This window comes from Pseudomonas fluorescens (assembly GCF_902497995.1).
Classification (GTDB): domain Bacteria; phylum Pseudomonadota; class Gammaproteobacteria; order Pseudomonadales; family Pseudomonadaceae; genus Aquipseudomonas; species Aquipseudomonas fluorescens_BK.
In genome coordinates this window covers 76,085-100,622 of record NZ_CABVII010000024.1, presented here as the reverse complement: position 1 = coordinate 100,622, position 24,538 = coordinate 76,085, and the positions used below count along the sequence as shown (strand labels likewise).

23 protein-coding genes are annotated in these 24,538 nt (G+C 60.4%); 8 read left to right on the top strand and 15 right to left on the bottom strand.

Annotated elements, in window-relative coordinates; all coding sequences use genetic code 11:
* Positions 1-141: 141 nt before the first annotated feature.
* Positions 142-339, bottom strand: a complete 198-nt coding sequence (locus tag F8N80_RS24665) for a heavy-metal-associated domain-containing protein (protein ID WP_150747305.1) — start codon at positions 337-339, stop codon at positions 142-144.
* Positions 340-485: 146 nt separating this feature from the next.
* Between F8N80_RS24665 and F8N80_RS24660 the strand changes: the two genes are divergently transcribed.
* The 3 genes from F8N80_RS24660 to cueR all read left to right on the top strand — a co-directional run bounded on the left by F8N80_RS24660 (position 486) and on the right by cueR (position 3,910).
* The gene (locus F8N80_RS24660; RefSeq protein WP_150747304.1) at positions 486-869 is read left to right on the top strand and encodes a hypothetical protein; all 384 of its coding nucleotides are present in this window, start codon (positions 486-488) and stop codon (positions 867-869) included.
* A 237-nt stretch (positions 870-1,106) separates the two neighbouring features.
* Positions 1,107-3,500 carry a heavy metal translocating P-type ATPase gene (locus F8N80_RS24650; protein WP_150784883.1) on the top strand — a complete coding sequence of 798 codons (2,394 nt, stop codon included), beginning with the start codon at positions 1,107-1,109 and terminating at the stop codon, positions 3,498-3,500.
* The gene (gene cueR / locus F8N80_RS24645; protein WP_150747301.1) at positions 3,497-3,910 is read left to right on the top strand and encodes a Cu(I)-responsive transcriptional regulator; all 414 of its coding nucleotides are present in this window, start codon (positions 3,497-3,499) and stop codon (positions 3,908-3,910) included. Before F8N80_RS24650 ends, cueR begins: the two co-directional genes overlap by 4 nt.
* Before the next feature lie 168 nt (positions 3,911-4,078).
* Here cueR and F8N80_RS24640 read toward each other — a convergent pair whose 3' ends face one another.
* Positions 4,079-4,972 carry a PA4780 family RIO1-like protein kinase gene (locus F8N80_RS24640; protein WP_150747300.1) on the bottom strand — a complete coding sequence of 298 codons (894 nt, stop codon included), beginning with the start codon at positions 4,970-4,972 and terminating at the stop codon, positions 4,079-4,081.
* Positions 4,973-5,364: 392 nt separating this feature from the next.
* Here F8N80_RS24640 and arfA point away from each other — a divergent pair, with 392 nt between their 5' ends.
* On the top strand, positions 5,365-5,529 hold the full coding sequence (arfA, locus tag F8N80_RS24635) for an alternative ribosome rescue factor ArfA (RefSeq protein WP_017340991.1): 165 nt from the start codon (positions 5,365-5,367) through the stop codon (positions 5,527-5,529).
* Between the two features lie 62 nt (positions 5,530-5,591).
* Entirely contained in the window at positions 5,592-6,914 is a 1,323-nt protein-coding gene (locus tag F8N80_RS24630) for a lytic murein transglycosylase (RefSeq protein WP_150747298.1), read from the top strand.
* Positions 6,915-7,033: 119 nt separating this feature from the next.
* On the opposite strand, the gene F8N80_RS24625 is transcribed toward F8N80_RS24630, so the two are convergent.
* The 13 genes from F8N80_RS24625 to F8N80_RS24565 all read right to left on the bottom strand — a co-directional run bounded on the left by F8N80_RS24625 (position 7,034) and on the right by F8N80_RS24565 (position 19,628).
* Positions 7,034-7,984 carry a S66 peptidase family protein gene (locus F8N80_RS24625; protein ID WP_150784882.1) on the bottom strand — a complete coding sequence of 317 codons (951 nt, stop codon included), beginning with the start codon at positions 7,982-7,984 and terminating at the stop codon, positions 7,034-7,036.
* A gap of 171 nt (positions 7,985-8,155) precedes the next feature.
* Positions 8,156-9,178 (bottom strand): lipoyl synthase, encoded by a 1,023-nt coding sequence (gene lipA / locus F8N80_RS24620; RefSeq protein WP_007894397.1) that lies wholly within the window; start codon positions 9,176-9,178, stop codon positions 8,156-8,158.
* Position 9,179: 1 nt separating this feature from the next.
* Entirely contained in the window at positions 9,180-9,827 is a 648-nt protein-coding gene (lipB, locus tag F8N80_RS24615; RefSeq protein ID WP_150747296.1) for a lipoyl(octanoyl) transferase LipB, read from the bottom strand.
* Positions 9,827-10,102 (bottom strand): DUF493 domain-containing protein, encoded by a 276-nt coding sequence (locus F8N80_RS24610; RefSeq protein WP_008152827.1) that lies wholly within the window; start codon positions 10,100-10,102, stop codon positions 9,827-9,829. The genes lipB and F8N80_RS24610 overlap by 1 nt, the downstream gene beginning before the upstream one ends.
* An 80-nt stretch (positions 10,103-10,182) precedes the next feature.
* Positions 10,183-11,340, bottom strand: coding sequence for a D-alanyl-D-alanine carboxypeptidase family protein (locus F8N80_RS24605; RefSeq protein WP_150747295.1), 1,158 nt, complete (start codon positions 11,338-11,340; stop codon positions 10,183-10,185).
* A 181-nt stretch (positions 11,341-11,521) separates the two neighbouring features.
* Positions 11,522-12,553, bottom strand: a complete 1,032-nt coding sequence (locus tag F8N80_RS24600; RefSeq protein WP_150784881.1) for a septal ring lytic transglycosylase RlpA family protein — start codon at positions 12,551-12,553, stop codon at positions 11,522-11,524.
* A complete protein-coding gene (gene mltB, locus F8N80_RS24595) occupies positions 12,553-13,563 on the bottom strand; it encodes a lytic murein transglycosylase B (protein WP_150747293.1) in 1,011 nt (336 codons plus the stop codon). Before mltB ends, F8N80_RS24600 begins: the two co-directional genes overlap by 1 nt.
* A gap of 17 nt (positions 13,564-13,580) precedes the next feature.
* On the bottom strand, positions 13,581-14,684 hold the full coding sequence (rodA, locus tag F8N80_RS24590) for a rod shape-determining protein RodA (RefSeq protein ID WP_191632976.1): 1,104 nt from the start codon (positions 14,682-14,684) through the stop codon (positions 13,581-13,583).
* A 31-nt stretch (positions 14,685-14,715) separates the two neighbouring features.
* The gene (gene mrdA, locus F8N80_RS24585; protein ID WP_150784879.1) at positions 14,716-16,611 is read right to left on the bottom strand and encodes a penicillin-binding protein 2; all 1,896 of its coding nucleotides are present in this window, start codon (positions 16,609-16,611) and stop codon (positions 14,716-14,718) included.
* A gap of 10 nt (positions 16,612-16,621) precedes the next feature.
* The gene (gene rlmH, locus F8N80_RS24580) at positions 16,622-17,089 is read right to left on the bottom strand and encodes a 23S rRNA (pseudouridine(1915)-N(3))-methyltransferase RlmH (protein WP_007937439.1); all 468 of its coding nucleotides are present in this window, start codon (positions 17,087-17,089) and stop codon (positions 16,622-16,624) included.
* Positions 17,090-17,098: 9 nt separating this feature from the next.
* Complete coding sequence (gene rsfS / locus F8N80_RS24575) at positions 17,099-17,593, bottom strand: ribosome silencing factor (RefSeq protein ID WP_150784878.1); 495 nt, start codon at positions 17,591-17,593, stop codon at positions 17,099-17,101.
* Positions 17,594-17,665: 72 nt separating this feature from the next.
* Positions 17,666-18,292, bottom strand: a complete 627-nt coding sequence (gene nadD / locus F8N80_RS24570) for a nicotinate-nucleotide adenylyltransferase (protein WP_191632975.1) — start codon at positions 18,290-18,292, stop codon at positions 17,666-17,668.
* Between the two features lie 64 nt (positions 18,293-18,356).
* Positions 18,357-19,628, bottom strand: coding sequence for a glutamate-5-semialdehyde dehydrogenase (locus F8N80_RS24565; RefSeq protein ID WP_150784877.1), 1,272 nt, complete (start codon positions 19,626-19,628; stop codon positions 18,357-18,359).
* Between the two features lie 189 nt (positions 19,629-19,817).
* Between F8N80_RS24565 and F8N80_RS24560 the strand changes: the two genes are divergently transcribed.
* From F8N80_RS24560 to F8N80_RS24550, 3 genes are all read left to right on the top strand, one after another.
* Entirely contained in the window at positions 19,818-20,516 is a 699-nt protein-coding gene (locus F8N80_RS24560) for a DNA-3-methyladenine glycosylase (RefSeq protein ID WP_150784876.1), read from the top strand.
* Positions 20,517-20,714: 198 nt separating this feature from the next.
* The gene (locus F8N80_RS24555) at positions 20,715-22,031 is read left to right on the top strand and encodes a bifunctional DedA family/phosphatase PAP2 family protein (RefSeq protein ID WP_150784875.1); all 1,317 of its coding nucleotides are present in this window, start codon (positions 20,715-20,717) and stop codon (positions 22,029-22,031) included.
* 320 nt (positions 22,032-22,351) lie between these two features.
* Positions 22,352-24,427 (top strand): hypothetical protein, encoded by a 2,076-nt coding sequence (locus F8N80_RS24550; RefSeq protein WP_150784874.1) that lies wholly within the window; start codon positions 22,352-22,354, stop codon positions 24,425-24,427.
* Positions 24,428-24,538: the final 111 nt, after the last annotated feature.

Below are 24,538 nucleotides of genomic sequence, written 5' to 3'. Positions count from 1 at the left end.
CAGAAGACAATGATTGATCAATCGAAGTATGCTTTTTCATGGACTCGCCCTCGCTGTCGTTGGCTGTTTAGACTGCCACCGTGGCGCATTGACGCCTCGGCGTGGGCGAGTCCATCCAATTACAGGGGGTCGCGCTTGATCTCAGGCGACTTTCGCTTCGTAGCCTTCTTCGGTCATCAGCGCGATCACCTGATCCGCCGTCAACGCACTCTCGACCCCGACTTCTTTCGCTGCCAGATCGATCCGTACGCTAGCCGCCGGATCCTTCGCTTGCAGCGCCTCAGTGATGGCTTTGACGCAGTGACCGCAGGACATGCCTTGAACGTTGAACACTTGCATGGGATGACTCCTTGAGTGGATGGCGAGCAGTCTGGAGCTTGCCACCATGGCAAGGTCAAGTTCTGCGGCAAACGGCCGGACTGGCAATCGTCGCCGCGCTCGGCCAAGCTGCGTCCATCAGTGATTCGACTTCAGGAGATTCAGCCATGCGCTGGTCAGCTTTCAGCCTGCTTGGCTTCATCAGCCTGTTTGCCGCGACATCTGCGGTACACGCCGCCGGGGAGGACTATGGCGTGCTGATCATCTCCCGCGAGCGCCTGGAAGTCGCGACCTCCTGCGAGATCGGCGTGTACATCCAGGACCAGTTGGCAGCGCGGCTGTTCCAGGAACAGAGCACCTCGTTCAACCTGCCGCCGGGCAGCGTGTCCCTGCGCCTGAAACTGCTGCCGGGACAGGCCCCGGGTTGCAATCCGGGGATGCTGGTGCCGGGCTCGCAGAGCGTCACGCTCAAGGCCGGGGACGTGTTGAAGTTCCGGATTGCGATGACGCAGGAGGGAATGTATTTGAAGCCTGCAGCCCTCGGATACTGACATTCGGCTTCGATGTTGAATGATATGGCCCCTTCGCGAGCAAGCCCGCTCCCACATTTAATCGCATTCTCTCTGAAAGAACTCGATCGAAAGTGGGAGCGGGCTTGCTCGCGAAGGGGGCGACGCGATCATCCAGCCCCACTCAAATCAAGCATGCAGCTATTTTCAGAATGGTGCTTGACCTTGCCCGCATGGCAAGGTTGATCCTGTAGGTATCTTCTACAGGGAGCGCGACCGATGTCCGAATCCACCACTTTCGATCTGCCGATTGCCGGCATGACCTGCGCCAGTTGCGCCGGGCGTGTCGAGCGGGCCTTGAGCAAAGTCATCGGCGCCAGTGCCGTCAGCGTCAACCTCGCCACCGAGCAGGCCCGGGTTCAAGCGCCCAGCGACAGTCTGCCGGCCCTGATGGACGCCGTGCACCAAGCCGGCTACAGCGTGCCGCAGCAGACTCTGGAGTTGAGTATCGACGGCATGACCTGTGCTTCCTGCGTCGGCCGGGTCGAACGTACGCTGGCGAAGGTGCCAGGGGTGAAGAGTGTCAGCGTCAACCTGGCCAACGAACGCGCCCACCTCGAGTTGCTCGGCCAAGTCGAGCCGCAGGCCTTGATCGCCGCCGTGTCCAAGGCGGGTTACGGCGCCAGCGTTTGGGAAGTCGAACACCCGCAAACCGACCATCAGCAACAGCGCCTGCACCGCGAGCGTTGGGCCTTGATCATGGCGATCGCCCTCGCCTTGCCGCTGGTGTTGCCGATGGTACTGCAACCCTTCGGCGTGCACTGGATGTTCCCGGCCTGGGTGCAATTCGCGCTGGCGACGCCCGTGCAATTCATCTTCGGTGCGCGTTTTTATATCGCCGCGTGGAAAGCCGTGCGTGCCGGTGCCGGTAACATGGATTTGCTGGTGGCGCTGGGCACCAGCGCCGGTTATGGCTTGAGTCTCTATGAATGGGCCACCGCCGCCGGGCGCACGCCGCACCTGTACTTCGAAGCCTCGGCGGTGGTGATTGCGCTGGTATTGCTGGGCAAATACCTGGAAAGCCGCGCCAAGCGCCAGACCGCCAGCGCCATCCGCGCCCTCGAAGCCTTGCGTCCGGAGCGAGCGATCCAAGTGATCGACGGCCGTGAGCAAGACGTCGCCATCAGCGCCCTGCACCTCAATGATCTGGTCATGGTCAAACCCGGCGAGCGCTTCCCGGTGGACGGCGAAGTCGTCGAAGGCCAGAGCCACGCCGATGAAGCGCTGATCAGCGGAGAAAGCCTGCCGGTGCCGAAACAGCCCGGCGACAAGGTCACCGGCGGTGCAATCAATGGCGAAGGCCGGTTGCTGATTCGCACCCAGGCCCTGGGCGCGGAAACGGTACTGGCGCGGATCATCCGCCTGGTGGAAGACGCTCAAGCGGCGAAGGCGCCGATCCAGAAACTGGTGGATAAAGTCAGCCAGGTATTCGTCCCGACGGTGCTGCTGATCGCGTTGGCGACCTTGATCGGTTGGTGGCTGTACGGGGCGCCGATGGAAACGGCGCTGATCAACGCTGTTGCGGTGCTGGTGATTGCCTGCCCTTGCGCACTCGGACTGGCCACGCCAACGGCGATCATGGCCGGCACCGGTGTGGCGGCGCGCTACGGGATTCTGATCAAGGACGCCGAAGCGCTGGAGCGTGCCCATGAAGTCAGCGCCGTGGTGTTCGACAAGACCGGCACGCTGACCTCGGGCACACCACGCATCGCCCATTTGAGTGCGATCGACGCTGACGAAGCCGCTCTGCTGCAAAGGGCCAGTGCCCTGCAGCGCGGCAGTGAACATCCACTGGCCAAGGCCGTGCTGGACGCTTGCGCCGAACGTGGCTTGACTGTGGCCGATGTCAGTGACAGCCAGTCCCTGACCGGGCGCGGCATTGCCGGCACCCTCGATGGGCGTCGGCTGGCGCTGGGTAATCGCCGCCTGCTGGAAGAGAGCGGTTTGAGCGCCGGTCCACTGGCTGAGAGTGCAAGCGCATGGGAAACCGAAGGCCGGACCCTGTCCTGGCTGATCGAGCAAAGCCCCGAGCCGAAAGTGCTGGGCTTGTTCGCCTTCGGTGACACCCTCAAAGCCGGCGCGCTGCAAGCGGTGCAACAACTCGGCGCACGCAACATCAGCAGCCACCTGTTGACCGGCGACAACCGCGGCAGTGCCAAAGTGGTCGCCGAGGCGCTCGGCATTAAAGATGTCCACGCCGAAGTGCTGCCGGCCGACAAAGCCGCCACCGTCACCACACTCAAGAAAACCGGGATCGTGGCAATGGTCGGCGACGGCATCAACGACGCCCCGGCCCTGGCGGCTGCCGACATCGGCATCGCCATGGGCGGTGGCACCGACGTTGCCATGCACGCCGCCGGAATCACTTTGATGCGCGATGATCCACGGCTGGTGCCGGCGGCGCTGGACATTAGCCGCAAGACCTACGCGAAGATCCGGCAGAACCTGTTCTGGGCCTTCGTCTATAACCTGATTGGCATTCCGCTGGCAGCCGCAGGTTTGCTCAACCCGGTACTCGCTGGCGCGGCCATGGCGTTGTCGAGCGTCAGCGTGGTGAGCAATGCGCTACTGTTGAAAACCTGGAAACCCAAGGATCTGGAGGACAACCCATGAACATCGGCCAAGCGGCCCGCCAGAGCGGCCTGAGCGCGAAGATGATTCGTTATTACGAATCCACCGGCCTGCTCAAGGCCGCCCATCGTACCGACAGTGGCTATCGAGTGTACGGCGACGACGACCTGCACACCCTGGCGTTTATCAAGCGCTCCCGTGACCTGGGATTCTCATTGGAAGAGGTCGGCAAATTGTTGACCCTCTGGCAGGACCGTCAACGCGCCAGCGCCGATGTCAAGGCCCTGGCCCGTCAGCATATCGAGGAACTGAACCGCAAGATCCTCGAGCTCGGCCAACTGCGCGACACGCTGCAGGACCTGGTCGAGCACTGCCATGGTGATCACCGTCCCGATTGCCCGATCCTCAAAAATCTTGAGTCGGGATGTTGCGCCGCGACCGCTCATGCCTGATCGCCAGTCCCTAATCATTAATGTTTGCGAGTGGCGTTCACAATCAATCTTTGAGTGTGGGGTATGACGCTTGTGGGTTGTCTGGTCTGACGCCGCGATGCAGGCGACGCGGTTTCAAAAAAGGGCATCTATGAAAAACCCGGCCGAAGCCGGGTTTTTATTGACCTGTCACTGCATCCAGGGCGGAGGCGGTTCTTCGGTCTTGCCAGGTGGTGCGTCGTCTGCGGCGCGTACCGCCTGTTTGCGTTCTTCATCGAGGCGTGCGGCCTCGATTTCGCGCATGATGCCGCCAACGTCGGCCAACTCTTCCGGCTCGTCGAACTCACCGGTCAAAGCACTGGCCGGGTGCAAGGTGCCGGCTTCGTACAGTGCCCACATTTCCTTGGCGTACCGGGTCTTCTTCAACTCCGGGGCAAACCGCCCGAAGTAGGACGCCATGTTGCCCACGTCCCGCTCCAGCATGCTGAACGCGTGGTTGTTACCCGCCGCATCCACCGCCTGCGGCAAGTCGATGATCACTGGACCGGTCGGGGTCAGCAGTACGTTGAACTCCGACAAGTCACCGTGCACCAGACCGGTACACAACATCAGCACGATCTGCGAAATCAGGAACGCGTGGTATTCGCGCGCCTGATCCGGCTCCAGCACTACGTCGTTCAGACGCGGTGCGGCATCGCCATATTCGTCGGCTACCAGCTCCATCAGCAGCACGCCTTCCAGGAAGTCGTAAGGCTTGGGCACCCGAACGCCAGCACCGGCCAGACGGAACAGCGCCGCCACTTCGGCATTCTGCCAGGCATCTTCGGTTTCTTTCTTGCCGAACTTGGAGCCCTTGGCCATCGCCCGGGCCTGACGGCTGTTGCGTACCTTGCGACCTTCCTGATACTCGGCCGCCTGACGGAAACTGCGTTTATTCGCCTCCTTGTAGACCTTCGCGCAACGTAACTCGTTACCGCAGCGCACCACGTAAACAGCTGCTTCTTTACCACTCATGAGAGGGCGCAGCACCTCGTCGACCAGACCGTCCTCGATCAGGGGTTCAATGCGTTTTGGAGTCTTCATCAGCTTTTATTGTGGGTCCTTTATTACCAAACACGCGAAAGTCATTCGTTATACGGCAATCCACTCATTCGGGGGAGGGGTTGCCGACCTATGAACATTACGAACGCGCACAATGTGCCGGAAAAAACCGGCAAACCCGACCACCGTTTATCGTCCGCTCAGGATCATAGCCGAGCCCGCGTCACTTGTTGACGATGGGTTGCAAGGGCATTTGCGACAGAAGTTGATCTCTGGATTCATACCCTTCGCAGGATTTTTCTGGATACGCCTCGATTTCCGCCGCCCGCAGCCGAAGTCAGCAGAGACAAAGGCATCCATTTGCCCTATAGACAAAACCACAACTTCGGCAGATTATTTTCCCCGCAAAAACCCCTCACACAAGAGAGCTGTTCATGAGCAAGAAGCCATCGAAAAATGGCCCGAACAAGGCCAAATCCATCATCGCCCAGCCACTGTTCCGCAGCCGTCAGGAACGAGCCGGCAAAGGCAAAGGCAGCTACCGCCGCGAAGCCTTCCAGTCTGACAACTGGGAGGCTTCTTACTTTCTGGCGGCCTGAAAGGCAAGCAATCGCTCAACATGTTAAGGTCTGCACCTGATTCGTATTCCCTGGACCTGTGCATGCCCCTTTGTCTTTCCCGTCGTTGGCACCTTCGCCAACTGATCGCTGCCTCCAGCCTCATTTTGCTAGTCGCCTGCGCGGAAAAACCGACCGCCGCCGACGCCCAACCGCTTCAGACCCTCCCCGTTGCGACAGCCCCTGCGGTGATTCCGCCCGTGGTGCCGACCGGTGACAAGCTCGACATCCAGCCGACCCAGACCTTCGCCGAGTGGCAGGCGGGTTTTCGCCGGGACGCTCTGGCCGCCGGCATCCGCGCCGATCTGTTCGACCGCGCCTTTGCCAATGTCAGCCTGGACACCAGCGTGATCCGCGCCGACCGCAGCCAACCGGAATTTTCCCGCCCGGTGTGGGAATACCTCGACGGCGCCCTGTCGCCGCTGCGGGTACGCAAAGGCCAGGCGCTGGTCAGCCAATATGCCGACATCCTGCAAAGCATCGAGCAGCGCTACGGCGTCGATCGTCAGGCACTGGTTTCGGTGTGGGGCATGGAGAGTAACTTCGGTCAGTTCCAGGGCAGCAAGTCGGTGATCAACTCACTGGCGACCCTGGCCTATGAAGGCCGGCGTCCCGGGTTTGCCCACGCGCAACTGATTGCTGCACTGCAAATCCTGCAACAGGGTGATATCGAACCGGAGGCGATGCTCGGTTCCTGGGCCGGGGCCATGGGCCAGACCCAGTTCATCCCGACCACCTACAACACTCACGCCGTGGACTTCGACGGTGACGGCCGCCGCGACATCTGGGGCAGTCCCGCCGATGCACTGGCCTCGACGGCGCACTACCTGCAAAGCTCGGGTTGGCAGAAAGGCCAGCCGTGGGGCTTCGAAGTACAACTGGCCAGTAGCTTCAACTACGTTCTGGCCGATGGCACGATTCGCAAGAGTGTTGCCGAATGGCTGCAACTGGGGGTCACGCTACCCAATGGCGCCCAGGTTCCGCCAGGCTCCGAACAGCTGTCCGCGGCCCTGCTGCTGCCAGCCGGTTATAGCGGCCCGGCGTTCCTGGTCCTCGACAACTTCCGCGCGATCCTCAAGTACAACAACTCGTCGTCCTACGCGTTGGCCGTCAGCCTGTTATCCGAGCGTTTCAACGGTGCCGGCCTGATCAGCGGCACATGGCCAAAAGATGATATGCCGCTGAGCCGTACCGAGCGGATTGAACTGCAAAGCCTGCTGAGCGCGCAGAACTACGATGCGGGCACCGCCGACGGCATCATCGGCGCCAACACCCGCAAGGCGATCCGCAGTGCACAGCAGTCGTTTGGCTGGCCGGCGGATGGGTATCCGACGCACAGGCTGCTCGAAGGCCTGCGTAACCGCTAAAAGCTTCGTCGGAATGCCGCCCAGACCAAGCCTCGCTCCTACAGGGGATCTGTGAACAACACAGATCAACTGTAGGAGCGAGGCTTGCCCGCGAAGACTGACTATCAGACGACCTGGTTCTAGGGCTTGACCACCACATCCTGCTCCAATACCAATTCCTTATTCCCCGCATCCAGTCTGACCAACGCCCCCATCGGCAACATCAGGTTCGGATCGCAATGCCCGCTGCGCCACCCGGACAGCACCGGTATCCGCAACGAGGCAAAGGTCTGCTTGAGTAACCGCTCCAGCGCAGCGCCATCCACTCCCGCGATATCCCCCACCAGCACCCCCCGCAACTTGCGCAGCGTGCCTGCCAGTCGCAGGTGAGTCAGCAGCCGGTCTATGCGATACAGAGGCTCGTTGATGTCCTCGATGAACAGGATCACCCCCTCGGCATCCATCTCGTACGGTGTACCCATGGTCGCGGCGATCATCGACAGATTGCCCCCCAACAAACGCCCGTGAGCGATGCCAGGTTCAAGAGTGGTCAACGGCCAGGCCACTGGGTGCGCCAGTACGCTGCCCGCCTTCATCTGCCCCCTGAGCATATTGAAAAACGACGACTCGGTTGGCTTTTGCTTGTCACCCAACAGATCAGCATTGAGCATTGGCCCATGAAAGGTCACGAAGCCCGCGTAACGGCTGATCGCCAAGTGCAGTGCGGTGATGTCGCTGTAGCCGATGAACGGCTTGGCGTTGCTGCGCAATAGCTCGAAGTCGATGCGATCGAGCAATCGCGGTGTACCGTAACCGCCGCGAAGACAGATGATTGCATCGACCTCGCTGTCGGCAAATGCGGCGTGCAGGTCATTGAGCCGCACCTCGTCGCTACCGGCCAGGTAGCCATCGCGCTCGTACACTCCGGGATACACCCGCAACGAATAACCGCGCGCGCGCATCCAGGCGATGGCTTTATCGGTGTCCAGCGCTGCGGGACCGGCGGGCGCGATGACGCCGATCAGCCCTTGCGACGGCAGGGCCGGAACCGGAGCGTGAGGACAAAGCGTGTGGGTGGGTCTAACGGTCATCCATGAATCTCCCTGCGTGAAAGCGACAAGCACACAGTAGTCAGGAACGGGGACAAACAGAAGAGGGTCAGTCGCCCCGCAGGTTGCAGGAAAAAACTGTAATGGGTGTAGGCCGGGCAAAAAAAATGCCCGCAAGAGGAGAATCCTTGCGGGCTCTTTTTCACATCGCGATCAGGACGACATCAGTTCGGCCTTGACCAGCTTCGCTTGCTCGTCGGCGTGGTACGAGGAACGTACCAACGGGCCGGAGGCGACGTTCTTGAAGCCCATCTTGTAACCTTCCTCGGCGAACCAGGCGAAGGTGTCCGGGTGTACGAAACGCTGGACCGGCAAGTGGCTGCGGGACGGCTGCAGGTACTGGCCCAGGGTTAGCATATCGATGTCGTGCTCGCGCATGCGCTTCATGACTTCGATGACTTCTTCGTCGGTTTCGCCCAGGCCCAGCATCAGGCCGGACTTGGTCGGAATGTGCGGCATCATCTGCTTGAAGCGTTGCAGCAGGGTCAGCGACCACTGGTAATCCGAACCCGGACGCGCGGCCTTGTACAGGCGCGGCACGGTCTCCAGGTTGTGGTTGAACACATCCGGCGGCTCGGCGGCGGTGATTTCCAGTGCGACGTCCATGCGGCCACGGTAATCCGGGACCAGGGTTTCGAGCTGCACGTTCGGCGACAGCTTGCGGATCTCGCGGATGCAGTCGGCAAAGTGCTGGGCACCGCCGTCACGCAGGTCGTCGCGGTCAACCGAGGTGATGACCACGTATTTCAGTTTCAGGTCGGCGATGGCGATGGCCAGGCTTTGCGGCTCGTTGACGTCCAGTGGTTTCGGACGACCATGGCCAACGTCGCAGAACGGGCAGCGACGGGTGCAGATATCACCCATGATCATGAAGGTCGCGGTACCGCCGGAGAAGCACTCGCCCAGGTTCGGGCAGGACGCCTCTTCGCACACGCTGTGCAGCTTGTGTTTGCGCAGCAGGGCCTTGATGCGATCGACTTCCGGCGAAACCGGGATGCGCACGCGAATCCAGTCGGGTTTCTTCGGCAGTTCGGTGGTCGGGATGATCTTCACCGGAATGCGTGCAACCTTCTCGGCGCCGCGCAGCTTGACGCCGGCTTCAACCTTGGCACGCGGGGCCGGACGCTCGGTGACATCCAGCGTCGGGATCATGGTTTGCACTGCATCAGTAGTCATATCAGTCGATTCCGCCCGTTAGGGTCGTCTGCTCAGCATAGTCGAGGTGTTTGACGAGCTGCTCGCGCAGCCGGGCACTTACCTCGGCAAATTCAATCGATCCTGCGTGATCGCAGAGCTGGGTCATCGCCAGCCCGGCGTAGCCGCAGGGATTAATCCGTCGAAACGGTTCCAGGTTCATATCCACGTTCAGGGCCAGGCCATGAAAGGAACAACCGTGGCGGATCCGCAGACCCAGAGAAGCGATTTTCGCCCCGTCGACGTAGACACCCGGGGCATCCGGCTTGGCCGCAGCCGTTACGCCGTAGCTGGCCAGCAGCTCGATCAGGCACTGCTCCATGCGGCTGACCAGGTCACGCACGCCGAAACCCAGCTTGCGCACGTCGAGCAGCAGATAGGCCACCAATTGACCCGGACCGTGGTAAGTCACCTGACCACCGCGATCGACCTGCACCACCGGGATATCCCCCGGCAGCAACAAGTGCTCGGCCTTGCCAGCCTGGCCCTGGGTGAATACCGGCGGGTGCTCGACCAGCCAGATCTCGTCGGCGGCGTCACTGCCGCGTTCGTTGGTAAAGCGTTGCATGGCATGCCAGACCGGCTCGTAAGCCATCTGGCCAAGCTCGCGAAAGCCCAGCGTGCCAGACATCACAGCACCATATGCACGAAACCGGTGGCCCGCAACTCGCTGTTGATGTCGTATAGCTGCTCCTGGCCGGTGGCGATGATGTGCAACTGGATGGTCGTGTACTTGCCGTTGGTACTCTGGCGTTCGGCCAGGGTCTTGTGGTCAACGGTCGCGTGCTTCTCAAGGATCGCAATGATCTTGTCCTTGAAACCCACACCGGTGTCGCCGATTACCTTGATCGGGTAATCCGCGCAGGGGAATTCGATTTTTGGCGCCTTTACTTCAGTATCTGTCATGGCGTAACGGCCTCGTAAGCCGTGGCAACGGACATGGCCCCGCTCCGGATCGGGGCGGGGCCATGCAGGTCCACACTGATTCAGTTGAACAAGCCGTAGAAGAATAGACGGATGCTATCCCACATGCGGCGGAAGATACCACCCTCGTCGACCGCGTCGAGGGCGATCAGGTCGGCGCTGTGCACCACCTTGTCGTCCAGTTTCACTTCGACTTTACCGATCACGTCGCCCTTGGCGATTGGCGCCATCAGTTGCGGGTTCATGGTCATGCTGGCAGCGAGCTTTTTCAGCTGGCCTTTGGGCAAGGTCATGGTCAGGTCTTGGGCCAGGCCGGCCTTGACCTGGTTGGTGGTGCCTTTCCAGACAGGAGCCTGAGCCAGCTCGGCGCCTTTCTGATAGAAGGTCTGGGTTTCGAAGAAGCGGAAACCGTAAGTCAGCAGCTTCTGGGTTTCGGAGGCACGAGCCACTTCACTGTTGGTGCCGAACACCACGGCGATCAGGCGCATGCCATCACGTACCGCCGAAGACACCATGCAGTAGCCGGCTTCGTCGGTGTGGCCGGTTTTCAGACCGTCGACGGTCTTGTCGCGCCACAGCAGCAGGTTGCGGTTAGGTTGCTTGATGCCGTTCCAGAAGAACTCTTTCTGCGAGTAGATCGCGTAGTGAGCCGGGTCTTCGTGGATGATCGCGCGGGCCAGCACAGCCATGTCGTGAGCCGACGAGTAGTGCTCCGGGTTCGGCAGACCGGTCGGGTTCATGAAGTGGCTGTTGGTCATGCCCAGGTCGGCCACGGTTTTGTTCATCATGTCGGCGAATGCGTCTTCGCTGCCGGCGATGTGCTCGGACAGCGCAACACTGGCGTCGTTGCCCGACTGGATGATGATGCCGTGCAGCAGGTCGCTGACGGTGACTTGCGAGCCGACCTTGATGAACATCCGCGAACCGCCGGTGCGCCAGGCGTTTTCGCTGACGGTCACCGGATCGTTTTCACCGATCTGGCCACGACGGATTTCCAGGGTCGCGATGTACGCGGTCATCAGCTTGGTCAGGCTGGCCGGAGGCAGACGCTGGTCACCGTTGTTCTCCACCAGCACGTTGCCGCTGCTGGCATCCATGAGCACATAGGATTTGGCAGCCAGTTGTGGTGGCGACGGCATCATCTCGACCGCGAACGCGGCAGGCGAGAGGAGCAGCGGGACTAGCAGGCACAGGCGTTTGGCAAAGGTGGTGATGTTCATCCGTCTCTCGAAATCGCTAATGGAAACTGCCCAAAGGCAAAACTAATCAGACAGCTTTCTAACAGGCTGTCGCGTGTTCAGTTGTTCACTCAGAACCCTTGCCGGGCTTTTGTTCTTCAACGAGCCAACAACCAGGTTCACCCCCCAGACCGCAAGCGAACCCTCAATCAAGTACTACGTATTACTCGGCGGTGACCAGGCTCGGCGAACCGAGATTGGCCAGGCGCACGCTGTTCTGCACTTGCTGGATTTCACCCGGCGAGCCGATCGGCCCCAGGCGCACCCGATGCAGTGTCTGTTGATTACGCACGATCGAGCTGATGAACACCGGAGCGCTCACCATCCCGCTGAGCTTCGATCTCAGGAGTTCTGCAGCGTCCGGGTTGGCGAACGCGCCCACCTGCAGATACTGGCCAGAGGCTGGTGCAGAAGCGTTTTTTTTGGCATCGATCGGCACAGGTACGACGGCCGCGGCGTGTTGCTGCGGCGGTGGCGTCCATTGTTCCACGGTGCCGGCCGAAGCCGTGATCACCGGGGCGTTATTTTGCGCGATTTTCGGCTCGTTAAGCATCAACGGTGCCGGACGCCCTTTGGCGGCCCACCATTGCTGCGGGTCGATGCCTTCGACCTTGACCCGCGCCGTGCCGGTTTCGGCATAACCGAGCTTCTTGGCGGCGGCATAGGACAAGTCGATGATTCGGTCAGAGTAGAACGGTCCACGGTCGTTGACCCGCAGGACCACGGTCTTGTTGTTGTCCAGGTTGGTCACCCGAACGTAACTGGGCAGCGGCAACGTCTTGTGCGCGGCACTCATGCCGTACAGGTCATAGACCTCGCCATTGGCGGTGTTCTGGCCGTGGAATTTGGTGCCGTACCAGGACGCCGTGCCCGACGCGACGTAGGACTTGGATTCTTGCTGCGGAAAATAAGTCTTGCCCAGCACGGTATACGGGTTGGCTTTATAAGGACCGCTGTGCAGGGTCGGCGTCGCATCAGGGATGCGCGATACGTCGACGTCCCACCATGGCGCACCGTCTTTGTGCGCGCGGTTGATGTCCAGGCCTGGCGTTGCGCGCACGGCGGTGGAAGAAGAAGAAGAAGAAGAAGGAGACTTTGGCGTCGGCGAGCGGCTGGTCGAACAACTGGCGACCAGCACCGTCAACGCGGCGCATGCCATCAGCTTCAGGGGTTTATTCATAGGCAATGCCCGCATTACTTGACGCCCCGTGCTTGGACCAGCTGTTCAGACAGTTGATGTACGGCCATGGCGTACATCACGCTGCGGTTATAACGCGTAATCGCGTAAAAATTCGTCAGGCCCATCCAGTATTCAGGACCCTTGTCACCTTCCAGGCGGAATGCCGTGACCGGCATATCATCGCGCAGCGCATCATGACTTGACCACCCCAGCGCTCGCAACTCCCCGACGGTTTTAGTCGGTTCGATACCGGTGGTCAAACCCTCGTCCACCTGATTGCCACGCACATCGGCGCGGCTGACCACGGGTTCACCGGCCACCCAGCCGTGGCGTTTGAAGTAACTGCCGACGCTGCCAATGGCATCGTCCGGGTTGTTCCAGATATTGATGTGGCCATCACCGTCGAAGTCCACCGCATAGGCGCGAAAGCTGCTCGGCATGAACTGCGGCAAGCCCATCGCCCCGGCGTAAGAGCCCTTGAGGGTCAACGGATCGACCTGCTCTTCCCGGGCCAGCAGCAGGAACTCACGCAATTCCTTGCGGAAGAATTCGGCACGGGGAGGATAGTCGAAACCCAGGGTCGACAAGGCGTCGACGACCCGGAAATTTCCGGTATTGCGCCCGAAAAAGGTTTCAACGCCAATGATCGACACAATAACCTGCGCCGGCACGCCGTATTCCTGTTCCGCGCGAGCCAGTACCGCCTCATGCTGACGCCAGAAGTCCACACCACGGGCGATGCGCGCATCGGTGATGAACATCGGGCGGTATTCGCTCCACTGCTTGACCCGCTCGGCGGGTTTCGAGATCGCGTCCAGAATCGACTGCTTGCGCTCGGCTTCGCGGAACACGCCCATCAGCTGTTCACCGGCAAAACCGTAGTCGCGAGTCATTTCACCGACGAATTCGGCCACCTGGGGTGAGCCTTCGTAATCGCCGGCCAACGCGTCCTGCGCTGTGCCAAGGATGCTTACCAGGCCGACCCATGGCGCGTACCGAGTCGCCCAGCCACGCATTACTTGCATTGAAATCTTCACCTTATTCAAACTTGTGCGATCCACTTACGATGGGTATGGATCGACATCAAAACCCCAAACGCTGACAGCAGCGTCACCAGCGAAGTTCCTCCGTAGCTAATGAACGGCAACGGCACCCCCACGACCGGCAACAGGCCACTGACCATACCGATGTTGACGAAAACGTAAACAAAAAATGTCATGGTCAGGCTGCCCGCGAGCAATTTGCCGAACAATGTCTGGGCCTGGGCGGTAATGACCAGCCCGCGACCGATCAACAGCAGATAAATCAGCAGCAGTGCGCAGATGCCCACCAGACCGAACTCTTCACCCATGACCGCAATAATGAAGTCGGTGTGGCTTTCCGGCAGGAAGTCCAGGTGCGACTGGGTGCCCAGCAGCCAACCCTTGCCGAACACGCCGCCGGAACCGATGGCCGCCTTGGACTGAATGATGTTCCAGCCGGTGCCCAGCGGATCGCTCTCCGGGTCGAGGAACGTCAGGACTCGCTGCTTCTGATAATCGTGCATGACGAAATACCACATGGCGACAGCCACCGGCACGGCGGCGGCAAGCACGCTGAGAATCCAGCGCCAGCGCAGGCCGCCCATGAACAGCACGAACGCACCACCCCCCAGGATCAGCAATGAAGTGCCAAGGTCGGGTTGACGCACGATCAGGATGAATGGCAAGCCGATCAGAAACAAACTGACGCCCACGTGCTTGAGCTGCGGCGGCAAGGTGCGCTTGGACAGGTACCAGGCGATGGTCGCCGGCATCAGGATCTTCATGAATTCCGAGGGCTGGAAGCGGATCACCCCGGGAATATTGATCCAGCGCGTGGCGCCCATGGCGTTGTGGCCCATCACGTCCACCACCACCAGCAACAGCACGCCGATCACATAACCGACCGGTACCCAGCGGGCCATGAAGCGCGGCTCGAATTGGGCAATGACAACCATCGACACCAGGCCAATGCCGAACGAAGTGGCTTGCTTGGCCAGCAGGTCCCAGCTCTTGCCGCTGGCCGAATACAGCACGAACAGGCTGCCGGCGGCGAGCGTCAGCAACAGGATCAGCAGCGGGCCGTCGATGTGCATGCGTTGCAACAGCGTCGCACGACGACGCATCACATCCTCACTGGAGAGAATGCGATCGAAATTACTGTTCACGGGCCGTAGCCTCCGCACTGATAGGGCTGGCGTATTCGGCTTTCAACCGACCTTCCTGGTCCAGGAGCCAGGCGTCCATGATTTGACGCACCACGGGTGCAGCAACGCCGGAGCCGGACTCGCCGTTCTCGACCATCACCGACACCACGATCTTCGGGTTGTCGGCCGGCGCGAAGCCGACGAACAAGGCATGGTCACGATGGCGTTCCTGGACCTTGGAACGATCGTATTTCTCGCCCTGCTTGATTGCGACGACCTGGGCCGTACCACTTTTACCCGCGATGCGGTATTGCGCACCGATCGCCGCTTTGCGCGCCGTACCCCGGGCGCCGTGCATCACCTGCTGCATGCCGTGGTTGACCTTGGCCCAGTCGGACGGGTCGCGCAGGACGATGTCCGGCATCGGATTCTCATCCTTGGGCCGCTCGCCTTCGACGGTCTTGGCCAGGTGCGGCCGGTTCCAGACGCCTTTGTTGGCCACCAGTGCAGTGGCCTGGGCCAGTTGCAGCGGAGTCGACTGCATGTAGCCCTGGCCGATCCCCAGAATCAGGGTTTCGCCCGGGAACCAGGCCTGGCGCCGGGTCGCCCGCTTCCATTCCCGTGTCGGCATCAGACCGGGCGACTCTTCGAACATGTCCAGCGAGACCTTCTGGCCAATGCCGAACTTGCCCATGTACGCCGACAATCGATCGATCCCCAGTTTATGAGCCAGGTCGTAGAAGTAGGTGTCGTTGGAACGCATGATCGCCGTGTCCAGATCGACGAAGCCATCACCGGAACGGTTCCAGTTACGGTATTTGTGATCGTAGTTGGGCAACTGGTAATAGCCGGGGTCGTACACTCGACTCGAGGCGGTCACGACACCGGCATCCAGGCCGGCAATCGCCACCGCCGGCTTGATGGTCGAACCCGGCGGGTACAGGCCACGCAGGACCCGGTTGAACAGCGGCCGGTCGATGGAATCACGCAGCTCGGCATAGGCCTTGAAGCTGATGCCGGTGACGAACAGGTTCGGGTCGAAACTCGGCTGACTGACCATCGCCAGGACTTCGCCGGTTTTCGGGTCCAGCGCCACCACCGCGCCACGGCGACCGCCCAATGCAGCCTCGGCCGCTTCCTGCAACTTGATGTCCAGGCTCAGCACGATGTCCTTGCCGGAAATCGGTTCGGTACGCTTGAGCACCCGCAGTACGCGGCCCCGAGCGTTGGTCTCGACTTCTTCGTAACCGACCTGACCGTGCAATTCCGGCTCGTAGAAGCGCTCGATGCCGGTTTTGCCAATTTGATGGGTGCCGCTGTAACTCACCGGGTCGAGCGACTTCAGCTCTTTCTCGTTGATCCGCCCCATGTAACCCACCGAGTGCGCGAAGTGCGCGCCCTGCGGATAGTGACGAACCAGCTGAGCGACCACTTCTACACCAGGCAGGCGGAACTGGTTCACCGCGATGCGGGCAATCTGCTCTTCGGTCAGTTCGAACAGGATCGGCACCGGCTCGAACGGCCGACGCCCCTGACGCATGCGTTTCTCGAAGATCACCCGGTCCTCGGGCGTCAATTCCAGCACTTCGACGATCACGTCGAGCACTTGCTGCCAATCGCCCGAGCGTTCGCGGGTCATGCTCAGGCTGAAGCTGGGCCGGTTATCGGCCACCACCACGCCCTTGCGGTCGAAGATCAACCCGCGAGTCGGAGGAATCGGCTGTACATGGACGCGGTTGTTTTCCGACAGGGTCGAGTGGTACTCGTACTGAATCACCTGAAGGAAATACAACCGCGCGATCAGCACGCAGATCAGCGTCACCACCGCAATTGCCCCGAACACGACGCGGCCACGCACCAGACGGGCGTCTTTTTCGTGGTCCTTGAGGCGGATTGGCTGGGACATGAGGGCAGAACTACTTGTGGTAAGGGTGGCCGGACAAGACTGTCCAGGCACGATACAGCTGTTCGCCGATCAGAATGCGCACCAGCGGGTGCGGCAACGTCAACGGCGAGAGCGACCAGCGCTGATCGGCCCGGGCACAGACTTCCGGCGCCAGCCCTTCGGGGCCGCCGACCATGAAATTCACCGTGCGCGAGTCCAGCCGCCAGCGATCGAGCTCGACCGCCAGCTGCTCGGTGCTCCAGGGCTTGCCGTGGACTTCGAGGGTGACAACACGCTCGTTCGGCCCGACCTTGGCCAGCATGGCTTCGCCTTCCTGACGGATGAAGCGCGCCACGTCGGCGTTCTTGCCGCGGGTGTTGAGCGGTATTTCCACCAGTTCCAGCGCCAGCTCGGACGGAAGACGCTTGGCATATTCATGCCAGCCTTCTTCCACCCACTTGGGCATGCGTGAACCGACGGCGATCAGTCGCAGTCGCACAGTGGTCCCTTATTGCTGGTCTTTGTTGAGCTTGACGAAGTGCTCATGGGTGTTTTCCGGGCTGTGGTGAGCCGCGTTCAGAGCACGGCTCTGTTCTGCACCGGACCACAGACGCTCCAGGTCGTAAAACTGACGAGCCGAGGCGGTCATCATGTGGACGATGACATCGTCCATGTCCAGCAGCACCCAGTCGCTGTCGCCCTTGCCTTCTTCACCCAATGGCTTGACGCCCCTGGCCTTGACCGCCTCGCGGACCTTATCCAGCATCGCGCCGATCTGACGGTTGGAAGTACCGGTAGCGATGATCATGAAGTCAGTGATGCTCTGCTTTTCACGAACGTCGATGACTTGGATATCCTGGGCCTTGACGTCTTCCAGGGCCGCTACGGCGACCTTGACCAGCTCTTCGCCCAGGAGTGCCGGGCCGGCTATTACTGTTTCTGGCAGCGGAGCGCTCTTGAACGTGCCTTTGCGCTTTACTTTGGTTTGGTCTTTGTCAGTCATATAAAACTCGTTTTGCTCGTATGTTCGGGCGCTTCGATACACGTGATCACGTGCCTTGAAGCGCGCCCTTTTTCAGTTCGACGCACGGTAAAGTCCGTGCGCATCGATGTAGGCCAGGACCGCGTCGGGCACCAGGAAACGTACCGACTTACCGCTGGCCAGCAGTTGACGGATCTGGGTGGCGGATACCGCGAGCGGCGTCTGCCAGACGAATGCAATCTGTCCGCTCGGCCCTTTGAGGGCCAGCGGTTCGCTCACCGAGCGCGCTGCCAGCAGGTTGCGCAAGGCATCCGGCGGTTCGCTGTCGGCATCCGGGCGTTGCAGCACCAGGATGTGGCAATGCTGGAGCAACTCTTCCCAGCGGTGCCAAGTGGGCAGGCCGCAAAATGCGTCCCAGCCCAAAAGTAGAAAAACCTGGTCCTGGGCGGCCAGTTCGGCGCGCATCAGCTCCAGGGTGTCGAGGGTGTAGGACGGTTTGTCCCGCTGCAATTCGCGGGCATCCACCACCAACGGCGCCACACCGGCCACCGCGCACTCGACCATCGCCAGACGGTCTTTGGCCGACACCTGTGGCGTACCGCGATGAGGCGGCCTGGCACTGGGTGTCAGGCGCAGCTCATCGAGCGCCAGCGATTCGGCGACTTCCAGCGCACCGCGCAAATGGCCGATGTGCACTGGGTCGAAGGTCCCACCCAGCATGCCGATGCGTCGAGGCGCAGGTTCGCAGGTGGTCACCGGGGCCGACGGATTGAGGTCGCCCAAGTCAGACCGACGCCTGGCCGCGCAACTGACCATCACCGACCACGATGTACTTCTCGCAGGTCAGACCTTCGAGACCCACCGGGCCGCGGGCGTGCAGCTTATCAGTAGAAATGCCGATCTCGGCACCCAATCCGTATTCAAAGCCATCGGCGAAGCATGTCGGGGTGTTGATCATCACCGACGACGAATCGACTTCCGCGACGAAACGTCGGGTGTCTGCCAGGTTTTCGCTGACAATCGAGTCGGTGTGATGGGAGCCGTACTTGTTAATGTGCTCGATGGCCTGGCCCAGTCCGTCGACCACGCGGATCGAGAGGATCGGCGCCAGGTATTCGGTGTTCCAGTCTTCTTCTGTTGCCGCAACAGCCTCGACGATCGCCCGGGTACGTTCGCAGCCACGCAGCTCGACGCCTTTTTCGCGGAACTGTGCAGCCATCGATGGCAGGAAGTCTTTGGCGACGACTTGATCCACCAGCAGCGTTTCCATCGCACCGCAGATGCCATAACGGTAAGTCTTGGCGTTGAACGCGATGCGCTGGGCTTTCGCCAGGTCCGCATGGGCGCTGACGTAGACGTGGCAGATGCCGTCCAGGTGCTTGATCACCGGCACGCGCGCATCGCGGCTGATGCGTTCGATCAGGCCACGGCCGCCACGGGGAACGATGACATCGACGTATTCAGGCAGGGTGATCAGCGCGCCGACGGCGGCGCGATCGGTGGTTTCGACCACTTGCACCACGGCCGCCGGCAGATCGGCCTCGGCCAGGCCGCGCTGGATACAGGCGGCAATGGCACGGTTGGAGTTGATGGCCTCGGAGCCGCCGCGCAGGATGGTTGCGTTGCCGGACTTCAGGCACAGGCTGGCAGCATCGATGGTCACGTTTGGCCGAGATTCGTAGATGATCCCGATCACGCCCAGCGGCACGCGCATCTTCCCCACCTGAATCCCTGAGGGGCGATAACTCATGTCGCGGATCGCACCGACCGGATCCGGCAGCGCGGCAACCTGACGCAAACCGACGATCATGCCGTCGATGCGTTCCGGGGTCAGCGCCAGACGCTCCAACAGGGCCGGTTCAAGACCGTTGGCGCGGCCAGCAGCCAAATCCAGCTCGTTGGCGGCTGTCAGCTCGGCGCGTGCAGCGTCCAACGCATGGGCAGCCGCCTGCAACGCGCGGTTTTTCTGCGCAGTGCTGGCACGGCCGATGACGCGGGAAGCCTCGCGGGCAGCGCGACCCAAACGGGTCATGTAGTCTAGAACGGACTCAGTCATGGTCTGGAGTGGTCTTTGCTAAGGTCTTGGTAAAGAGTAAAGCGGCAGATTATAGCTGTCGCGTCCCGGGACTAACAGCGGTGACAGGCGGATGGTCGAAATCGAGGGCAATTTGCCGACGTTCAGCCGTGATTAAGCTGCAAATTGTTATCATCACGACTCATTCAGCCCTGATAAACGCCGTTCATCATGACCGACCTGACTGTTCGTGCGTCCGCGACGAGCCTGCCCACGGCCCTCCCGGACGCGTTTTTCGACCGAGACGCCCAAACGCTGGCCCGGGAATTACTGGGCAAAGTGATCCGGCATCGGGTCGGTGAACTCTGGCTGAGCGCTCGAATCATCGAGACCGAAGCCTATTACTTCGAAGAAAAAGGCAGCCATGCTTCCCTTGGCTACACAGAAAAGCGTAAGGCTTTGTTTCTGGATGGTGGTCACATCTATATGTATTACGCCCGTGGCGGCGATTCCCTGAACTTCAGTGCCCAAGGTCCCGGCAATGCGGTGTTGATCAAATCCGGCTATCCCTGGGTCGATGAATTGAGCGGACCGGCGAGCCTGGCGCAAATGTTGTTGAACAATCCGGATGCCCAGGGCCGCCCTCGTCCCTCGCAAAAGCTCTGTGCCGGACAGACATTGCTCTGCAAGGCGCTGGGCCTGAAGGTGCCGATCTGGGACGCCAAACGCTTCGACCATGAAGTACTGCTGGTGGAAGACGTCGGCCCGGCACCCGCCCACATCATTCAAACCACGCGCCTGGGCATCCCCCATGGACGTGACGAACACCTGATGTACCGCTTCGTCGATGCCGCCTACGCCGCTTATTGCACACGCAACCCGCTGCGACGAGGGCAAGTCGAAGGCCGCGATTATCTGTTGCTGTCGTGAGATGCACCCGGACTGGAAGTAAAAAGTATCCCCATGTGGGAGCGGGCTTGCTCGCGAATGCGGTGTGTCAGGCAACATCAATGGCGACTGACACACCGCATTCGCGAGCAAGCCCGCTCCCACATGGGGTCCTGTGGTGATTTTAAGATTACGCTCGTCCCTTGAGGCCGATTGGAACATTTCTATGGAGTTGTCTTTATGGGCCCATGGCTCGATAGCGTGACCGGATGGTTAACGGTCAACCCGCAATGGCTGGCCGCTGCGGTATTCATCGTGGCCTTCGTGGAATGCCTGGCAATTGCCGGGCTAATCGTCCCCGGTACGGTATTGCTGTTTGCCGTGGCGGTTCTGGCCGGCAGTGGTGCGCTGTCATTGAGCGAAACACTACTGCTGGGGTTCGTCGCCGGCGTGCTGGGCGATATTGTTTCCTACTTCGTGGGGCGGCATTTCCATCAGAATATCCGGCGTCTGCCCGGGCTGCGCCATCACCCGGAATGGATCGCCGGGGCCGAGGCCTATTTCCAGCGTTATGGCATCGCCAGCCTGCTGGTCGGACGCTTTATCGGGCCGTTACGCCCCATGCTGCCGATGGTCGCCGGGATGTTCGACATGCCGTTCCCGCGCTTCGCCGCCGTCAGCCTGCTGGCCGCCGCCGGCTGGAGCGTCGCCTATCTGCTGCCGGGGTGGGCCACCGGCGCGGCGATCCGCCTGCCGTTGCCGGAAGGTTTCTGGCTGCAGGCTGGCATCGTCGCCGGCAGTGTCGCGGTGATGGTCGGCTTGAGCGCGACCAGCAGCCTGCGCCGCCATCGCCGGGCGACGACCTGGATCAGTTGCATGAGCCTGCTGATCCTGATCGGCCTGTTCATCGGCTATCCGCACTTGACCGCTCTTGATCAGGGCGTGATGGCCCTGGTGCAGGAGCACCGCAGCCCGACGCTGGATGAAGTGGCGGTCACCTTCACCCTGATCGGTGAGTTCCGCAACATGCTGCTGTTCAGCGCCCTGCTCACCGGCCTGCTATTGCTGTGCCGGCAATGGCGCCAGGCGCTGTTTGCCGGCGGCACCCTGCTCTGCACCGCCCTGGCCAATACCGCGACCAAAAATTTCTTCGCCCGGGTACGCCCGGAAGTGCTGAGCGATCCATTGACCAGCTACAGCATGCCCAGCGGCCACGCTTCGGGGTCGTTTGCCTTGTTCCTGACCCTGGCCGTGCTCGCCGGTCGCGGACAGCCGCCACGGATGCGCCTGACCTGGCTGCTGCTGGCCTGCCTGCCGGCGCTGTCGATTGCCTTGTCGCGGGTTTATCTGGGAGCGCACTGGCCGACCGACGTGCTGGCCGGCGCCATGCTGGCTGCGTGCGTGTGTGCCGCGAGTTTGTGGCTGAATCAGCGTCAGACGCCACTCAACGCCATGCCGTTCAAGGTCTGGTGGCTGATCCTGCCAGCACTGTTGGCATTGTTCAGTTTCTTTGCCCTGCGCCATCTGCCGCATGCGATGTTGCGGTACGCGTACTGAATACTCCGGTTCGTCCCTGTACATCCATAACACTACAGATCTCCCTCCTCGCCACTCTCCAGGGTTTTTTCCAATGAGAGTGGCGCTTGCGCTCAACACCCGAACTTCGCCAGCGCGACTGCGTTGTTTTGAGCCCGACAAATCCAATAATTGAAGTTACATTTTTATTCAGAACTTCCTCACACCCGCACCTTTATGAATTGAAAAATCAAGTACATTAAATAAAACCAACTTGCGCTGAACATTGCGCGCAATTGCCCCCAACGGAAATACCATTAAACATACATTACTTAATAAATCCATTTAACAGTGAGTTTTACATGAGCCCGAAAACACCACGTAAACCACCTGTCACTACCCCGCACGATCCTGTATCAACCAATGAGCCGTCGACAAGGTCTGACCTGAACATCCCGACCTATGTGCCACGAGTCGCCTGGCCTTCCGATGCAGAGGCTTCGTCGATGTCAACTCAGGGTCATGCTCCACGCCCCGGGGTTGATGCCTCCCCCTCTCCCACCATTGAAATAACCAGCTTGCCCATTCGAACACCTGCCGGACATCTGAAGAACGCCAGCTCATTGAATAAATACTGGTTATCGGACAACTTTCTGCGTGGCATGCAAGCACCAGACGCGGACGGCTTCCGCTTGATTGTCGGGCGCAAATTTGTCGATGTTGTCCATGAAGGCGTACTGCATACAGCCCATGCCGGTCTTGACGAAATTATCGGTGCCTATCGAGTGAAGTTACTGACGGAACAGAACCCGTCCGGCCCGGTACTTTATAAAAACGATGGGAGTCCGACCTGGCGCCTGACAGCGCAGACCAGCGAAAATCAGCTGGTCAACCATGACCAACAGACAGGCAGTGGCTTCGCGCCCAAGCGGCCTGCGCCGTCAACCAGCGAGCAGTCCTCTACAACCATCGCACCTAAACGGCCGCGCTCTACCGACACGCCGGCTTACATCAACCAAAGACTTTACACTGCATCGATGCGCTCGCCGGACGCCCAGGGCTATTACGAATTCAAGCCAAGGTCCGGGCCGGATGAATCTGACACACGATTTGCATTCAGAGACAGTTTCGGAAACTGGATCAAGGTCGACCCTCCTGCCGGAGGATTCGGCTCGCAACCCACTCACCTGAGGCACTGGACCGATCAAGAGATCTGGGAGCTCTACGGGATTCATGGTCAGGACATCGAGCGTTTTCGGGCTCAAGCGCAGTTGTCCGGCAAGCCCCCGCAATGGGTCGAACCGAATGTAACGGACAACCCAGTCGTTAACCTGTTGCGCGATTCACTCCACTGGCTGCACCCGACCATGTCACCAAACGAACGCCAGAGGTTCTTGCAGTCCTACAACCTGCTGCCGAGCCAGCTGTCTCGCTTGCAACAGCACATGAAGAACGAGCTGACGATGCCTCAATGGGCACACACGCACAAACAACAAACTGAAGATGTCGGCAACCCCCGCCGCCTCGATCAACTCGGCAACGATGTCATCGAGGAGCTGAATCTCAGGCGTAATGCGCGGCATGATTGGTATGCCCCCGAAACAAGCATGACTCACGAATTACGCGAGGCGCTCCTGGCGAAAATGGGGTACCTGCGCAACAAGAATAAGTGCCTGTATCGAACTGACGTCCCGGCCCTGTTCAGGGGCGACGAGCGCACTCCGTTCGAACTGGCGAACGACGACGCCATGCTTGCTCGCTATGCCCACCGACCCGGCGCCACCACCCATAAGCCGATGAGCGCCACCTTCAGCCTCAAGGAAGGCCTGATGTACGCCAGCGCTCCGGACCCCGAGTACTTGCGATTCAACACGCAAACCAACAAACACCCCGGAAGAAGCACTGACAATACGCCTTCGGACAGCGACACCAGCGACACCAGTGATACCAGTGACACGCAAAGCAGCGCATCCTCCGATTGGTCGGATGCAGGAAGCCCGATCGCCTGGGACCATGAACGCAACTACGTACGCACCAGAGAGCGACAGAAGGTAATGTTTCTGTATGCGTTGGATACCCGAAACATGGAAGTCGTCCCTCATGAAGAAAACCAGATGTTCAATTCAGCGGCCCGCTCCACACCACCCACCTGGTTTCCCTCCGATGACTACGAAGGATTGATTTCGGTAAGCAAAAAAGGGCTGAAAGCACAGCGGATCTGGCTGTTGAACTCATCCCTGACCAAGGGAGCAAAAGTAAACGACATCGAGGACCAGGCCGGCAGTCGGGCCGAACGAATCGAAGCCTCTACGCATGCGGGGAACACCAACACACATGAATACGACTTGTTGATCGATGAAGTGGAGGCCGCGGGTAAACCCATACTCAGGCTGTCGGGCAATAAAGACGAATTCGGGGATGAGGTGGTGTGGCCTTGAGCTTCAGGTTTTTTAAAGGGCCGCCTTCTTCATCTTTCATGCTCATACATGGGCCTGACACCCATACGAAAATTTGTATTTTAAAACGCTCATTATTTAAAGGATTAAACA